Annotated in this window: 17 protein-coding genes and 1 pseudogene; 13 read left to right on the top strand and 5 right to left on the bottom strand. The window is 53.7% G+C overall.

The features are described 5' to 3' along the window. Window positions 1–3 precede the first annotated feature (3 nt). Complete coding sequence (locus ACYVHX_RS10385) at window positions 4–972, top strand: DUF4249 domain-containing protein (protein ID WP_460671557.1); 969 nt, start codon at window positions 4–6, stop codon at window positions 970–972. 247 nt (window positions 973–1,219) lie between these two features. On the opposite strand, the gene ACYVHX_RS10380 is transcribed toward ACYVHX_RS10385, so the two are convergent. Then, window positions 1,220–1,864, bottom strand: coding sequence for a DUF3267 domain-containing protein (locus ACYVHX_RS10380; protein ID WP_460671556.1), 645 nt, complete (start codon window positions 1,862–1,864; stop codon window positions 1,220–1,222). A gap of 138 nt (window positions 1,865–2,002) precedes the next feature. Here ACYVHX_RS10380 and ACYVHX_RS10375 point away from each other — a divergent pair, with 138 nt between their 5' ends. The 11 genes from ACYVHX_RS10375 (at window position 2,003) to ACYVHX_RS10325 (ending at window position 12,168) form a co-directional block, all read left to right on the top strand. Then, entirely contained in the window at window positions 2,003–3,670 is a 1,668-nt protein-coding gene (locus tag ACYVHX_RS10375) for a M1 family metallopeptidase (RefSeq protein ID WP_460671555.1), read from the top strand. Between the two features lie 9 nt (window positions 3,671–3,679). Next, window positions 3,680–4,444, top strand: a complete 765-nt coding sequence (locus ACYVHX_RS10370) for a 5'-nucleotidase C-terminal domain-containing protein (protein ID WP_460671554.1) — start codon at window positions 3,680–3,682, stop codon at window positions 4,442–4,444. Then, window positions 4,422–5,345 carry a bifunctional metallophosphatase/5'-nucleotidase gene (locus tag ACYVHX_RS10365; protein ID WP_460671553.1) on the top strand — a complete coding sequence of 308 codons (924 nt, stop codon included), beginning with the start codon at window positions 4,422–4,424 and terminating at the stop codon, window positions 5,343–5,345. The genes ACYVHX_RS10370 and ACYVHX_RS10365 overlap by 23 nt, the downstream gene beginning before the upstream one ends. Before the next feature lie 110 nt (window positions 5,346–5,455). After that, window positions 5,456–6,787 carry an NAD(P)/FAD-dependent oxidoreductase gene (locus ACYVHX_RS10360; protein WP_460671552.1) on the top strand — a complete coding sequence of 444 codons (1,332 nt, stop codon included), beginning with the start codon at window positions 5,456–5,458 and terminating at the stop codon, window positions 6,785–6,787. A gap of 116 nt (window positions 6,788–6,903) precedes the next feature. Then, complete coding sequence (locus tag ACYVHX_RS10355) at window positions 6,904–7,530, top strand: sterol desaturase family protein (protein WP_460671551.1); 627 nt, start codon at window positions 6,904–6,906, stop codon at window positions 7,528–7,530. Between the two features lie 54 nt (window positions 7,531–7,584). Continuing rightward, window positions 7,585–8,064: an NADH-quinone oxidoreductase subunit A gene (locus ACYVHX_RS10350; RefSeq protein WP_460671550.1), complete on the top strand. Its 480-nt coding sequence runs from the start codon at window positions 7,585–7,587 to the stop codon at window positions 8,062–8,064. Window positions 8,065–8,092: 28 nt separating this feature from the next. Then, window positions 8,093–8,677 (top strand): NADH-quinone oxidoreductase subunit NuoB, encoded by a 585-nt coding sequence (gene nuoB / locus ACYVHX_RS10345; protein ID WP_460671549.1) that lies wholly within the window; start codon window positions 8,093–8,095, stop codon window positions 8,675–8,677. Between the two features lie 19 nt (window positions 8,678–8,696). Continuing rightward, a complete protein-coding gene (locus ACYVHX_RS10340; protein ID WP_460671548.1) occupies window positions 8,697–9,044 on the top strand; it encodes a hypothetical protein in 348 nt (115 codons plus the stop codon). 8 nt (window positions 9,045–9,052) lie between these two features. Beyond that, entirely contained in the window at window positions 9,053–9,550 is a 498-nt protein-coding gene (locus ACYVHX_RS10335; protein ID WP_460671547.1) for an NADH-quinone oxidoreductase subunit C, read from the top strand. Window positions 9,551–9,634: 84 nt separating this feature from the next. Then, window positions 9,635–11,323 carry a TlpA family protein disulfide reductase gene (locus tag ACYVHX_RS10330; RefSeq protein WP_460671546.1) on the top strand — a complete coding sequence of 563 codons (1,689 nt, stop codon included), beginning with the start codon at window positions 9,635–9,637 and terminating at the stop codon, window positions 11,321–11,323. 20 nt (window positions 11,324–11,343) lie between these two features. Beyond that, window positions 11,344–12,168, top strand: a complete 825-nt coding sequence (locus ACYVHX_RS10325; protein ID WP_460671545.1) for a glycosyltransferase family 2 protein — start codon at window positions 11,344–11,346, stop codon at window positions 12,166–12,168. Window positions 12,169–12,174: 6 nt separating this feature from the next. Here ACYVHX_RS10325 and ACYVHX_RS10320 read toward each other — a convergent pair whose 3' ends face one another. The 4 genes and pseudogenes from ACYVHX_RS10320 to ACYVHX_RS10305 all read right to left on the bottom strand — a co-directional run. Further along, window positions 12,175–12,534, bottom strand: a complete 360-nt coding sequence (locus ACYVHX_RS10320) for a hypothetical protein (RefSeq protein WP_460671544.1) — start codon at window positions 12,532–12,534, stop codon at window positions 12,175–12,177. A 375-nt stretch (window positions 12,535–12,909) separates the two neighbouring features. Further along, a complete protein-coding gene (locus ACYVHX_RS10315) occupies window positions 12,910–14,130 on the bottom strand; it encodes an NADP-dependent isocitrate dehydrogenase (RefSeq protein WP_460671543.1) in 1,221 nt (406 codons plus the stop codon). Window positions 14,131–14,255: 125 nt separating this feature from the next. Next, window positions 14,256–14,642 carry a type II toxin-antitoxin system VapC family toxin gene (locus ACYVHX_RS10310; RefSeq protein ID WP_460671542.1) on the bottom strand — a complete coding sequence of 129 codons (387 nt, stop codon included), beginning with the start codon at window positions 14,640–14,642 and terminating at the stop codon, window positions 14,256–14,258. Window positions 14,643–14,647: 5 nt separating this feature from the next. Beyond that, a pseudogene (locus ACYVHX_RS10305) lies at window positions 14,648–14,707 on the bottom strand (hypothetical protein); the annotation flags it as partial. A gap of 458 nt (window positions 14,708–15,165) precedes the next feature. Here ACYVHX_RS10305 and ACYVHX_RS10300 point away from each other — a divergent pair. Further along, a complete protein-coding gene (locus ACYVHX_RS10300) occupies window positions 15,166–15,753 on the top strand; it encodes a Crp/Fnr family transcriptional regulator (protein WP_460671541.1) in 588 nt (195 codons plus the stop codon). Window positions 15,754–15,758: the final 5 nt, after the last annotated feature.

Below are 15,758 nucleotides of genomic sequence, written 5' to 3'. Positions count from 1 at the left end.
ACTATGCTTTTTCGATTGTCGTCTTTGGTTGCGCTGGTGCTGCTGGTCACGATGGCTTGTCAGAATCTAGTCACGGAAATTGACCCGTCAAACCTGCCGCCCATCGACCGCAAACTGGTGGTCAACGGCTATTTGTCCCCGCAGGACACGGTTTTGTCTATTTCGGTATCGAGTTCACAGACGGTTTTGGGCGATTTCGTGAGCGATTCGGTCAATACGGTGCGCGACGCGACGGTGATTCTGGCCAGCGAAGGCCGAACCGTCAGGCTGACCTACGATCCGCAAAACCGGGTCTACACGGCCCGCACCCGCCTGTTTCCGGTTCTGGTGGCCAGCACGTATACGCTGCAAGTCGATGCGCCCGGTTTTGAAACCGTGACCAGCTCCTGCACCATTCCGGGCAACGTGCCGGTTTCTGAACTGGCGCTTGATTCGACCCGGTCGTACGCGGGGCCGGGCAGCGACCCCGCCTGGCAATACAACGTTCGGCTGCTCTGGCAGGACCCGGCGGGTCAGACCAATTACTACCGCATTAGCGGCTATGGCGAGTGCCTGAACTGGCTGCCCCGGTTTCCGGAGGCTTACCTGGATACGACCCAACCCAAAGTGGTGATGCGGGGCGTTATTGGTTTCGGCCGGCAGGATCAGTACATTTCTGACCAGAATCAGGACGGCCAGTTGCTGGTATCGGCGCGGGGCGAAGTGCCCTTGTATTTCGATTATTCGGGGTATGACAGCATCGCTCAGAAGACCTATTCCGGAAGCCACCCGTTTGCCCGACCGCTGACCATTCGGGTATCGGTTTTGCAGACCGACGAAAACTATTACCGCTACCACCGGGCGCGCCAGCAGCAACGGCAGTCGCAGAACAATCCGTTTGCCGAACCGGTGCTGATGCCGACCAATATTCAGGGCGGTTTGGGCTGTTTCGGGGCATACAACCGCTCGACGATCACGCGGCACCTGAACTAAGCCCGGCGATTACCAACCGGCGGTTTCGGTCCGGCCACCGTGACAACGCGGTTTTCAGGACGCCGACCACCCTCGGGCTTCCCGGCCCCGAACGTGCCTGTCTTCGCAGACGATCTAGCCCGGGCGACGCGCTAAAATCACGATACGCTTAACCGAACTCTGCGAAAGGTGGTTGCATCAAACCGGCCGGTCGGCGGTGCGTGCCCGGGCTTCAGGCATCCTCAAAACCGCATCCGGAAGGCCCGGGTTAAAGCTCGGGGGTACGTTCGTAAAAATACGATTTCTGCTCGTCCAGGTCATCGAAGGTAAACATCGTTCGGTGGCGGTTTTTGATCGCATACTGCACCAGCACGTAATCCCCGACGCACAGCAGCGTGTGAAAGAGCAGCATCGTGCCCCACACCAGATCGAGCGGGGGCCAGATCAGCCAGGCCACCACCAGACCCGTGGTGATGACCAGAAACGGCATCACCGCAACCAGCGCATTTTCGTTCAGCGTGACCACAAACCGCTGGGCGTAGGCGTAAATCATCAGACTTTGAACGGAATAGCCGAAGCCGACCTTAGGGGCGCGCAACGCCTTGAAAACCAGCGCGTGGATCGCTTCGTGAATGGGCATCAGCACAAACAGACCGCCGATGGCTGCGCCCAACTGCCACCACGGAATCGTCAGGGCATTTTTGGCCAGCAACATCCCGACATAGCCGCCGATTACGCCCAGCAGCACAAAGAAAATCAGGCGTTTAACGCTAAGTTGCGCCGGTTTTTTTTCGGCGGGTGGCGCAAGGCCCAGTTCACGTAAAATAAACTGCTGCATCCCGGCGATGGTAAACGATTCGGTGAGTCGGTACTGACTGGAGGTTTGCAATTCGGCAATCGTGGGCTTATTCATATACTTAAAAATACAGCCTGCTTTCGTAGAATCCAAGATCGGTTAAAAACCGCCATCAATCACGCCCGGTCTTGCGCCGGATGCTGGTGGTCGGGCTATAATTTCTTATTATTGTAGGAGATTTTGAAGCATGCATTCATGAGAAAATGGCTGGTGGCCGTGTTGGCCTTTTTTAGTTTTACTCCTCTTTTTGCGCAACAAACGCAGCAACCCTCTGAACCCGAACCATTTACCCGACAAGACTCGTTGCGCGGCTCGTTGCGCCCCGAGCGAATTTGTTACAATGTCGGTTTTTATAATCTGAACCTGACCGTCAATCCGGCGACTAAATCCATTGCGGGGAGCAACACGATCCTCTACCGGGTGCGGAATCCCTTCAAACGCATGCAGATTGACCTGTTCGAGAACCTGACCATCGAGTCGATCCGGCAGGATGGCGAAGCGTTGCGCTACACGCGGGAAGGCAATGCGGTTTTTGTAACCATGAAAGATCCGCAGGAAAAGGGCGATGTCAAAGAACTGAAAATAACCTACCACGGCAAACCCCGCGAAGCGGTGAACCCGCCCTGGGATGGCGGTTTTTCGTGGAGCAAGGACAGCACCGGCAAAGATTGGGTGGGCGTCTCCTGCGAAGGACTGGGCGCCAGTTCGTGGTGGCCCTGCAAGGATCATTTGTCCGACGAACCGGATTCGATGCGGATGACGTTTCGCGTGCCCCGGGGCCTGAAAGCAATCTCGAACGGGCGTCTGCTGCGCCAGCAGGAGGTGGATGACAACCAGACCGAATTTACCTGGGAAGTTTCGTATTCCATTAACAGTTACAACGTTACGTTTAACCTGGGCGATTTCGTAGCGGTGCGGGATCAGTACCGCAGCCGGGATTACAAGTACCTCGATCTGAATTATTACGTGCTGCGTTACAACAGCGATAAAGCCGTCAAGCACTTCGAGCAGGTGATCGGAATGCTGGATTGTTACGAGTGGTATTTCGGCCATTTTCCGTTCTGGCGCGACGGCTACAACCTGGTCGAAACGCCGTATCTGGGCATGGAACACCAGAGCGCGATCGGCTACGGCAACAAATACCAGAACAATGCGTTTGGCTTCGATCCGATTCTGATCCACGAAAGCGCACACGAATATTTTGGCAACAGCCTGAGCTGCTCCGATCCGGCCGAAATGTGGATTCACGAAGCTTTTGCCACCTACATGGAATCCATCTATGTGGAAAATACGGACGGCTACCCGTCGATGATCAAATACCTGATGACGCAAAAACCGCTCATTAAAAACAAGTATCCGATGATGGGGCCGAAGGGCGTCAATTACCAGCACAAGGACACGGATATTTACTACAAAGGGTCGTGGTTGCTGCACTCCCTGCGCTGCATCGTGGACGACGACAACGTCTGGTTTATGGCGCTTCGGCAGGTGGCGCTGCAACGCAAACATTCGATTGTGACCACCAAGCAGATCATCGACATTCTGTGTCAGGAAACCAACATTGATCTGCGGCCGGTTTTTGATCAGTTTCTGAATTATGCCGCTCCGCCCGTTCTCGAATACAAAGTGACCGAGAAAGGCGACTTTATTGAGGTGCAACACCGCTGGATTGCGGGCGCTTACGGTTTTAACATGCCCCTGAAATACCGCTTTGCCTTCGGCCCGTGGCATACGCTGTTCACCACCCGCGAATGGCAAACCACACTCATCCGGCGGTCGAGCGGCTGGCTGAATTTTGGGTACGAACTGCAATACTTTGGCGCCAAACACCTCGATCCCAACAGCCTTAAATCCCAGCAATAACCCGTTGCCATGCGTTTCACGAAACTATTTTTTATCCCGGTTCTGGCGCTGCTGACAGCCGCCTGTCAGAAAACCGGGTATCACCTGACCGATCAGTCGTACAAACGCCTGCTGGTGGATTCGCTGTCGGCCGGAGCCGACAGCGCCATGACCCGGTTTCTGCAACCCTACAAGCAGCAACTCGGCCAGACGATGAACGAAGTGCTGGTGCAGTCGGCGGGGCCGCTCAACAAAGCCAAACCGGAGTCGGCCCTGAACAACATGCTGGCCGACGCCCTGCTTCAATACGGCCAGCAAAAGCTGGGGCAGCCCGTAGACTGTTCCCACCTGAACTACGGCGGCATTCGCACCAACTTGCCCCAGGGACCGATCCGGATTGAGAACATTTACGAGGTGATGCCGTTTGACAACCAGCTGACGCTGCTGACGTTGAAAGGCGCGATGCTGCGGGAATTTTTCGAGTTTTTCATCGGCAATCAGGCCGAGGAAAATGCGCTGATCGTCGGGGGCGTGCGGGTCACGATCAAGAACAACCTGCTGACGTCCATTACGTTCACGAACGGCAAAACGTTTGATCCCAACCAGACCTACACGATTCTGGTGAGCGACTACATCGCCAGCCGGGGCGGGGGCACGGCTTTTCTGAAAGATGCCGTAGCCCGCAAGGATTTTCCCGTCACGATCCGGGATGTTTTCATTGACTATTTCCGGCAACTCGGCAAAACCGGCCAACCCATAAACCCAACGACCGATGGACGCATTGCAATCCAATAGACGCGAGTTTCTGAAAGCATTCGGGACGGCCGCCGTGGTGGGCAGTCTGGCGCCGGAAGTCTGGGCCAAACCGACCGCGACCAGCCTCACCATTCTGCACACCAACGACGTTCACAGCCGCCTGGAGCCGTTTCCGATGGACGGCAGCCGGAATGCGGGGCGCGGGGGCATTGTGCGCCGGGCCACCCTGATCGAGCAGATCCGGCAGGAGCAACCAAACGTGCTGTTGTTCGACGCGGGCGATTTGTTTCAGGGAACGCCCTATTTTAACGTGTTCAAGGGCGAACCCGAAGTGCAGGCCATGAACCGGATGCGCTACGACGCCAGCACCATCGGTAACCACGATTTCGATGGCGGCATGGACAACATGGTGACGCAGTTCGGGAAAGCCACTTTTCCGTTTCTGATTGCCAACTACGATTTCAAAAATACCGCCATGAACGGCCGGACGGAACCGTACCGGATTTTCAAAAAAGACGGTTTGAAAATTGGCGTTTTTGGACTCGGCATCCAGCCGGAAGGATTGATTCCGAAAGAGTTATACCGGGAAATGGTGTATGTAGAGCCCATTGAAACGGCCAACGCGGTGGCGGCTACTTTACGGAAAGACAAGAAATGTGATTACGTAATTTGCCTGTCGCACCTGGGTTATCAATACAGCGACACGACCGTTTCCGACCGCGTGCTGGCTTCCAGAACCCGGAACATCGACCTGATCATCGGCGGGCACACGCATACCTTTCTGGAAGCGCCCGTCAACGTGCTGAATCAGGAGGGTTTGCCGGTGCTGATCAACCAGGTCGGTTTTGCCGGGATTTACCTGGGCCGCATCGATTTAACGTTTGAAGCGGGCAACGTAAAGATGGCTGCGGCAGGAAAGGCCGTCGAAGTAAAGTCCTGAGGAACGAATTTGACTGGAATTTAGGCCAAAATCAACCGTTTACCGGTCCTGGTTGAAACCTTACCCAAACGATTGGAGTTATTCTGACAAAAGGTTTAACTCGAAAGAACATGAACCCAAATATTCCACGTACCGACCGAAAGCGTGTAGTGATTGTGGGGGCGGGGTTCGGAGGGTTGCAGTTAGCGCGCAAACTCTCAAGCCGGAAAGACTTTCAGGTCGTTCTGATCAATAAAAATAACTTCCACGAATTTCAGCCGCTGTATTATCAGGTGGCGACGTCCGGGCTGGAAGCCAGTTCCATTCTGTTTCCCCTGCGGGCGGTTTTTCAAAACTGCAAAAATGTTCACATCCGCGTAACGACCGTTACGGCGGTGCATCCCGATACCAAAACCGTCGATACCGACCTCGGCCCGATCGAATACGATTATCTGGTCGTTGCGACGGGCGCCGATACGAATTTTTTCGGCATGAAAAACATCATCGAGCGGGCCTTGCCGATGAAGTCGGTTTCGGAAGCCATCACCCTCCGAAACCGGGTGCTTCAGAACTTTGAAGATGCCCTCTCGGTGGACAGTGTGGACGAAAAAGAAGGTTTTTTGAACGTGGTCGTAGTGGGAGGAGGCCCGACAGGTGTCGAGTTATGCGGAACGTTTGCTGAAATGCGAAAAACCGTGTTGCCGAGCGACTACCCCGAGCTGGATTTCCGGATGATGAAGATTTACCTGATCGAGTCCGGGGGTGAGTTGCTGGGACCCATGTCGGAAGAATCGCAGGTTAAATCGCAGCAATACCTTGAAAAACTGGGGGTCGTTGTCAAACTGAATACCCGCGTTCAGGATTTCGACGGGCGGCTGGTGTACATGGCCGACGGCTCCACGATCCGGACGAATAACCTGGTGTGGGCGGCTGGCGTGAAGGCCAATCCGCTCAACGGTTTGCCGCCAGAAACCATCGGACGCGGGGGACGGCTTCTGGTGAACCGGCTCAGTCAGGTGCAGGGCTTGACGGACGTGTACGCCGTGGGTGACATTGCCCTGATGACCGAAGAGAAATACCCGAATGGCCACCCACAGATTGCGCAGCCGGCCATTCAGCAGGGCAAACACCTGGCGAAAAACTTCATCCGGACGTTGAAAAACGAACCGATGCAGGAGTTTGTCTATAAAGATCTCGGAACGATGGCAACCATTGGCCGGGGAAAAGCCGTGGTCGATCTGCCGTTCTGGAGTTTTCAGGGCGTTTTTGCCTGGATGGTCTGGCTGTTTATTCACCTGATGGCCATTGTCGGTGTTAAAAACCGCTTGCTGATTTTGATCAACTGGGCCTGGAATTACCTGAGCGACGACCAATCGCTGCGGCTGATTATCAAGCCCAAACTGCCGAAAGGCAATCTGGAAGCCATCAAGCAAAAGGTCGAAGATCAGCTGGTGACAAAATAGAAATCAGTCAACTTGCTTGACTATCTCTGGAATTGGAATATAAATTTGCGCTTACATATACACACCCATCGCTACCGCGTTTCCCAACGGTTCGGCGGAATCACTCGTTTATAATCATGGAAGGAACAATAACCAAAAACAAAGTCAGACCCAAAAATAGTGGCACCAAACCGTTGTTCGAGAATCCCATTCTGGAACGTTTGTCACGTACCCACATCTCCGTACCGATTGGAATTTACTTAGTAACCTCCACCATTTTCGGCTGGTACGCCTTCACGTACACCGACATGTCGGCGGCCTGGATCGGCTTCCTGTTTTTTGCGGGCGTTACGGTTTTCAGCCTGGTCGAATACGCCGTTCACCGGGGCGTTTTCCACATGGAAGCCGACACCCCGGCGAAGGCCAAGATTCAATATACGTTTCACGGGATTCACCACGAATACCCCAAAGACAAAACCCGGCTGGCGATGCCTCCGGCTGCGGCCATTTTCGTTGGCGCGGCCTTGTTCGCGGTGATGTTTTTGCTGCTGGGGGAAGCTTCGTACGCCTTTTTCCCCGGTTTTCTGGTGGGGTATTCGGGCTACCTGTTCGTGCATTTCATCGTACACGCCTACGCTCCGCCCAAAAACTTTTTCAAGTGGCTCTGGATCAACCATTCGGTGCACCATTACAAAAGCCACGACCGGAACTACGGCGTCTCGTCCCCCCTGTGGGACCACGTTTTTGGAACGTATATGAAATAAAAAACCGTCCTGAACCCGGATTCACAGATTAGTTCGGGTTCAGACCATTCAGCAATGTTATCCGACTTCGGCATCATTTTCCTGTTCATCATCACCGGCCTGGCGTTCGTTGGGCTGATTTTGTTTGTGGGGGGGCTGCTCCGGCCCAACCGTCCCAATATTGAAAAACTGACGACCTACGAATCCGGTGAAGAACCGGTCGGAAACGCCAACGTGCAGTTCAACGTGCGGTTTTACGTGGTGGCCATCATCTTCGTGCTGTTTGATGTCGAACTGGTGTTTCTGTTTCCGTGGGCAACGGTTTTCGGGCAGAAGCGGTTGATCGAAGAAACCTACGGCTTGTGGGGCTGGCTGTCGCTGACGGAGATGTTTATCTTTGTTGCCCTGCTGGCGCTGGGGCTGGCCTACGCCTGGGTGAAGGGCTTTCTGGATTGGGTAAAACCGGAACCCAAAGTGCCGGAAATCAAAACCAGCGTCCCAGCTTCGCTGTACGAAAAAGTAAATCAGAAATACAGTAAACCGGCAAGGTCTTGAAGATCGTACCGGTTTTAAAAGTTTTACCATGAGCGGTTTACTCGATCAACGGTTTAAATCCGGCGAAGGGGGCGTGTTGCTGACCACTGCCGAAGACCTCCTGAATTGGGCGCGGCTCTCGTCGCTGTGGCCGATGGGCTTCGGGCTGGCGTGCTGCGCCATCGAAATGATGCAGACCTTTGCGTCGGGCTACGATCTGGAGCGGTTCGGTATTTTCCCTCGCCCTTCACCCCGGCAGTCGGATGTGATGATTGTTTCGGGAACGGTAACGTTCAAGATGGCCGACCGCATCCGGCGGTTGTACGAACAGATGCCGGAACCGCGCTACGTCATTTCGATGGGTTCGTGCTCCAACTGCGGAGGGCCGTACTGGCAACACGGGTATCACGTCGTCAAGGGCGTAGACCGGATCATTCCGGTCGATGTCTACGTGCCCGGCTGTCCACCGCGTCCGGAAGCGCTGATTGGCGGTTTTTTGAAATTACAGGAAAAAATCCGGAACGCCCGGCTGACCGAAGAACCCGCGCCCACGGCTTTGCTGGCGCTGGAACTAGAAGAAAACCGCAAAAGTTTGGGAGACAGTCCAACCCCGGCGGTCGCTGAAGGGTCCTGAAAATTAAAAGAAAACTGCAATGAAAACGACCCTTCTGATACTGACCACGGTTTTTGGCCTGGCGATGTGCCGAAACAGCGACGAACCAACCGGTCCGGAACTTCGGGATGATGTGATGGTTTATGCCAACGGGCTGGCCTACGACGGCTGCGAAACGCACGTGGCCCTGAACTGGAATGATCCGGCTAAAGTAGTCCGGTATGCGCCCGATGCCGAATCGACCGGGGTCATCGAGAGTTTTCTGGGGAAGGACAACCAGAAACAAGGCAACATCATTTACAAATTCACGGACCGGAAGAAAACCGTGCAGTGCGGTTGGGGATCTAAATTTGAAGCCGACGAGATCACCATTATCTCGATTCGCTAACTTGCGGAATGACTTTCTCTGAAATCACCGATCTGCTCGTCGCCCGGTTTGGCGCTGACCTCATCCAGCAAATCAATACCACCAATCCGCAGCCTTTTTTTGTGGTTCAAACGGCCGCAATTGCGGAGGTTTGCCAGTTTCTGCGCGACGACGACCGGTTCTTTTTTGATTTTCTGGCCTGCATGACCGGCATCGACAACGGGCCGCAAGCCAATTCAATGGAGGTGGTTTACAACCTGACGTCCATCCCGTACGAGCACACGCTGATGTTCAAAGTACTGCTGCCGCGCAATGCCGGGGCTGAACCGCTGCCCGCGGTTCCGACGGTAACGAACGTGTGGCGCACCGCCGACTGGCACGAACGCGAAATCTACGACCTCGTCGGAATTCAGTTCAGCGGGCATCCGGACCTGCGCCGGATTTTGCTGCCCACCGACTGGCAGGGCCATCCGCTGCGGAAAGATTATCAGGACATGGAAACCTATCACGGCATCAAGGTGAAATAGCCCACCCGATCAGGAACGTTTGGTAGTGTGCACCGGGCGGTTTAACTTGTATTCTTTTCTGAGTAGACCAGCGTCCTTGCTTTCATGCCAACGTTACGATATCACCTATTTTCGGCTTTTTGCCTTTTGCTGACCGGTTTTTTCAGTCCGTTAGGCACGGCGGCCTACGGTCAGTTAAAATCCGATTCGGTTACGGTTACCGGGCGGATCAAAAACCTGACGATTCAGCTCTACCGCCAGAGCCCCAACGTTACGATTTCGCGCAACAACATTCTGCAGGCCAGCCGCGAGATGGCCCGCCCGGCCCCGCTGGAGCCCGACGGTTCGTTTCGGGTAACCTTGCCGCTGGTGTATCCGTACGAAGAACTGTATTTCAATTTTGGCCAGATTTCAACGGCCTTTCTGGCATCATCCGGCACCATCGAAATTGCCCTCGATGCCGACTCCTTATTTTTGTCGGAAGCGCCTTTCCGGTTTCGCGGTCTCAACGCCCAGGTTAACAACCAACTGACTCGGTACAAAGCATATGAGTTCAAAAACAAACCCAAAACGGATAACCGTCAGTTATCACGGCGGCTCGTTGGCCGGTCGGCGGAAGACAGCCGGAAGATTCTGACCAACGAGTTCATCACCACCTACGAAAAATACCGGCAGACCAACGAAGTCCTGCCCCTGCTGGATCAATACATCCGCTCGGCGGCCAAATACGAAGCAGCGGCTTTTCTGTACGAAAAAGCGTTAGCCGAGCAGGACACGCGGCTGGAAACCAGCGTGCCCGCCAGCACTTTGCGCCCCGCCGACGACCTTTTTCTGACGGTGCAGCGGGCAACGGCGATGGATCGGTTTGCGGCCTATGCCGGTTCGCGGGTGTCTGACTTATCGCTGACGGGTTCGGGACGCAGCATTCCGGTGAGTACGTTTGCCCGGCTGGTCGACCGGTATGTCAACGATTTATCGGAAACGGAACGCAGCCGGATTCAGGAACTCAAAACCGCCAAATCCGGCGTGAGTCGCGACATAACGATGTTGCAGCGAATTATGCAACGCCATGACGACCGACTGACCAAACTGCTGACGTATGAAACGACGATGGCGGAGTACCGGAAAATTGTGGACAGCACCGGTCTGGATTACCTGAAAGCCCAGTTTCTGGCCATGAATCTGCCGACCATCGAATTGAAAAACCAGGAGTTGTTGTACCAGCACATCCGGCCGGAGGTGGGCGACCGGCATTACCAGCTTTCGCTCGAAGAATTGTACCGGCTGGAAGTGAAAGACAGCGCGACCGTGCGGGAGTTCTCCGAAAAATTCAGCGAAAAACGGATTAACGAACCGGTAGAAGTCCTGTCGGGCGTGAGTCTGCTACAGTCCAGCCGGTACGGCAAAGAACTGATCGAGCAGCTCCAGCAACAGGCGCAGGGGCGACCGATTTACGTGCTCGCCTGGTCGACGGACGTGGAGCCGTCGCGTCAGGAAATGTTCGCAGCCCGCGCGCTTCAGGAGCGAATTGGCAGCCGCGATGTGTTGTTTGCCTACGTGTGCAGCAATGAAACGTCGATGCCCCACTGGCGGGAATGGGTCGCGAAAAATAAGCCCAAAGGCGTGCACGTCTACGTCGAAGAAGACCAGTTTGGCGACCTGCTCCGTTCGCTGCGGGCCGAGTACGTTCCAGCGGCCGGTTTGATCGGGCGCGACGGCAAATTCATCAAGCGCGATGCCCCTCTGCCTTCCAAAACCGACGACATTCTGAAACTCTTTCGGGAAAAGTTATAAGGCTACCAGACTCAACCTTTGTGCTCGCATCCCTGATTATTCCGACCTACAACCGCGAAGCCCTGCTGATTCAGTGCCTGGAATGTGCCTTTCGGCAAAATTTCCGCGACTTCGAAATTATCCTTGTCGATCAGACGCGCCGGCACGAACCGGCTACCCAACACTTTCTGGAAACGAACCAAAACCGGTTTCAGTGGATTCGGAGCGAAAAACCGTCGCTCACAGCCGCCCGGAATCTTGGGCTCCGGCACGCCCGGGGCAACGTGGTGATCTTCATTGACGACGATACGGAATTTGAACCGGCGTTCATTCAAACCCATGTTCAGGCTCATCAGAACGGCCTAGAGGTGGTGCAGGGCCGGATCATTGAAAAACACGCTTCGCCCAAACCGAAACCGTCCTGGCTTACGTGGTACCTGAAATTCACCGGCAGTGACGATTGCCCGGTCGATGGGCCGGTCAACGTCGTCACCGGCGCTAACTTCTCGGTATCCCGCCCGGTTTTTGATAAAGCTGGTTTGTTCGACGAGCGTTTTGTCGGTGTTGCCGTCCACGAGGATGCGGATTTCGGTCTGCGGGCCTACCGGGCCGGGTGCCGGATGGGGTATGTGGCCGCGGCCGCGCTGATTCACCACGCCAGCAACGAGGGGGGCGTCGATTCGGGCGTGGAAGAAAAGTTTTTCAACGGCAGTTTCCACCAGAGCAGTCTGTTGTTTGCTCGCAAACACTTTCCCAAACCCATCGTGCTTTACTTTCGAATCCGGCTCATGCTGCGGGCCTGGCGCAGTATTAAGCAGCTAGTTCGTCGGGCCGACCAGCGGGTTCTGGCCCAACTGGATCGTTAACCAACCTCACCGGCTCGTCCGTAATTTTGTCAGTTTGATGGGGACACCGGCCAGCCGGACGTTCGGCGGGGGCGCAAACTCATCGGCGTTGAAGACCACTTTGGTTCCGGTTTTTCGGGCCGTTTCGGGCAGGTTGCACGGAAAATACCGGGTGCTGTCGCGGGTCAGGATGTAGAGCCAGGTGCTGGTTTGCGACGTTTCGGCTTCGTTAATCACCGTTCCCGGCACTTCGCGGAGTTCGGCGGCTTTTTTCCACTCGGCATACGACGGACAATCCGCGCTAACGGCCACTTCGTTATCCCAGGGGGCGGTTTGGCAGGCGGCAATGAGCAATGGCAGGCTCAGCAACAGGGATAGCGTCTTCATCACGTTTACAGGTTTTGGTATAAGACGCTGGAAAAAGGAAAAAGGTTGGAAGAAGGATTTAATAGCATCCATAACATCCGTGTTTCCGGCGTAATGAGCGTCAGGGTATCAACGCGCTCAAAGCGTTTTTTGTTGATCGTAGCCAGCAGGAAGCGATGGGTGAAGGCGGTTGCGGCACTTAAAATGTCTTCCGGCCCGATGAGACGATTATGGCCACCTGCCGGTTTTCGTTCGGTTTAACAATTTTCTTAACCGCTTGCGTAGCCGTGCCTGTTGACGTTTTACAAATAAAAATTAGATAGTTCTTCAGACAAAAAAGACCTGCAAGGTTTTTGAAACCTTACAGGTCTAATTACTATTTCGCATGCGTTGAAATTAACCCAGTTTCACTTTCAGGTTCTGATCCAGTGCCTCCAGGAAATCTTCGGTGTTCAGGTAATGCTCACCAGCGGTCAATTTAGTACCCGCCGGGAACGCCGACAACGCCAGATCCTTCGTCATTTTGCCACTTTCGACGGTTTCGATACAAACCGCTTCCAGCGCGTCGCAGAAGTCGATCAACGGTTGGTTGCCGTCCAGTTTGCCCCGGAACGCCAGACCGCGCGTCCAGGCGAAAATCGACGCAATCGGATTGGTTGAAGTCGGGTTGCCTTTCTGGTGTTCGCGGTAGTGGCGCGTTACGGTGCCGTGGGCCGCTTCGGCTTCCATCGTTTTGCCGTCGGGCGTCACCAGCACGGAGGTCATCAAGCCGAGTGAGCCAAAACCCTGCGCCACCGTATCCGACTGAACGTCACCGTCGTAGTTTTTACACGCCCAGACAAAATTGCCTTCCCATTTCAGGGCCGAGGCCACCATGTCGTCGATCAGACGGTGTTCGTAGTGAACACCTTTCGCCTTGAACTCGTTTTCGTAAATTTCCTGGAAAATATCCTTGAAACGACCGTCGTATTTCTTCAGAATCGTGTTTTTGGTCGACAGGTACAGCGGCCAGCCTTTTTGCAGAGCCATGTTGAAACAAGCCTGCGCAAACCCGCGGATCGACTCGTCTACGTTGTACATCCCCATCGCGACACCGGCTCCTTTGAACTGATAAACGTCAAATTCCTGCACGGTTCCGTCTTCACCCTCGAACTTCATCGTCAGCTTGCCTTTACCGGGCACGACGAAATCCGTGGCGCGGTATTGATCACCAAATGCGTGACGACCGACGATGATCGGGGCCGACCAGTTGGTCACCAGGCGCGGAACGTTGTTGATCACAATCGGCTCGCGGAAAACCGTACCGTCCAGAATATTCCGGATCGTACCGTTCGGCGATTTCCACATCTGCTTCAGATTGAATTCTTTCACGCGGTCTTCATCGGGCGTGATGGTGGCGCATTTAATCCCAACTCCATATTCCCTGATGGCGTTAGCGGCATCGATGGTCACCTGATCGTTGGTTTCGTCGCGGTATTCAACGCCCAGATCGTAATATTTAATGTCAACGTCGATGTAAGGGAGGATGAGCTTGTCTTTGATAAACTTCCAGATAATGCGGGTCATTTCGTCGCCGTCCAGTTCGACCACCGGATTAGCTACTTTAATTTTCTCCATTTGTTAGATATCAATCAGTGAAACGATACAGGAAATCAGCCGCAAAGGTAACAATTCTGGCCGTAACGGGAAATGAATACCGATGAATAGACGGGTTCCCACCGGATACGTCGAATACGATAAAACTACCAGAGACAACGAACAGGGTATTGAGGGATATGGCGGTCTTTTGTGACTAGTACCTTATTTTCAATCAGACATTGCGCAATCAATAACCGATCAAACGGATCGCGGTAATGCATCTCCAGCTTTAATAACTGCTGCGTATGTTGAAAGATAACGGGAAGTAGAGCCAATCTGTTCTGATCAATTAAAGCCAGAAGATCGTCGTAGGCAGGTCGGAAGGTAAGCGTTCCGAGCCGGATTTTGATGGCCATTTCCCAGAGGCTGACCATACTGACAAACGAGGTATTTTGTGGATCTTCGATTTCAGTCCGGACTTTGACCGACAGCGCTTTTACATCGCCATTGCGGAACCAGATGAGTGCTTGGGTGTTCAGTAACAGACCCATTACATTTAATCAGCAAAATCGTCCAGAGGAGCGTCAAAATCCGGCGACATTTCAAATTGGCCTTGAGCACTGCCAAAAACCGGCTGTTTTTTTGACTCAGCACTTTTTCCTGTTTGGCTTTCAGGAAGCCAACAAAATCCTCAGCTTCAGCTTAATAAGGGGCCGGCAAAGTCTATATTTTTTATATAATTCCAGATAGGTCATAAATCCGGCACTTTACGCAGAAAAGGAAAAATCAACGATAAAGTTGGTAACCCCAGCCATAACGGGAAATGGAAGTTAGCAAACCGATTGATGGGTCCATTCAGCACAAAACCGTATCTTTAAGCGCCTTACCTGTTCATCAAATAGAATTTGGCTACTCCGCAAAAAAGTTGACAAAAATGTTTTTTGTACTTTAAGCCGCAACTGCCGAAATACGGTTACGATCCATTGAACAACAAAACCTATCAGGAGACGCTGCACATGGACCAGAGGGCGGGACTGGCGAAAGACAAAGAACCGAACGGAAAAATAGCGGCTTATGAATGAAATCGATTTACTGGGGTATGCCCTAAAACAGTTTGCGGGAATGGATGAGGAAGCATTTGCTCTGTCCATTCCCTACTGGCAAAAGAAAAGCTACCGGAAGGGCGAATTCTACAACGAATACAAGAATGTCTGTAAACACCTCGGCTTTATTCTGAACGGTATTTTCCGGACCTATTACATTCATTCAGAAACCGCCGAGGAAAAAAACGTTTTCTTCTTCTCTCAGAATCAGATTGTTGTTTCTTACAAGAGTTTTGTCAACCAGACGCCCTGCAATTACTACACGGAGTCGATGGTCGATTCGACGATTCTGTACATTCACGTCAACCACATCAACCAGCTCTATCAGGAATCAAAGCAGTGGGAGCATTTTGGCCGGCTGGTGGCCGAGCGGGCTTTTAACGTTGCGATGGAGCGGGCCGAAGATTTTTTGTTCAAAACGCCGGAACAACGGTATCTGGAGATGATGAAGCAGCATCCCGATCTCTACAATGCCATCCCGCTTTATCATATTTCGTCTTACCTCGGGATTCAGGGGCCCTCGCTGAGCCGCATTCGAAAACGGATGATGGAGCGCTAAGCCCT

This window comes from Larkinella ripae, from assembly GCF_054780775.1.
Note: the sequence above shows the minus strand (reverse complement) of the source record. Positions and strands in the feature narration are given on the sequence as shown.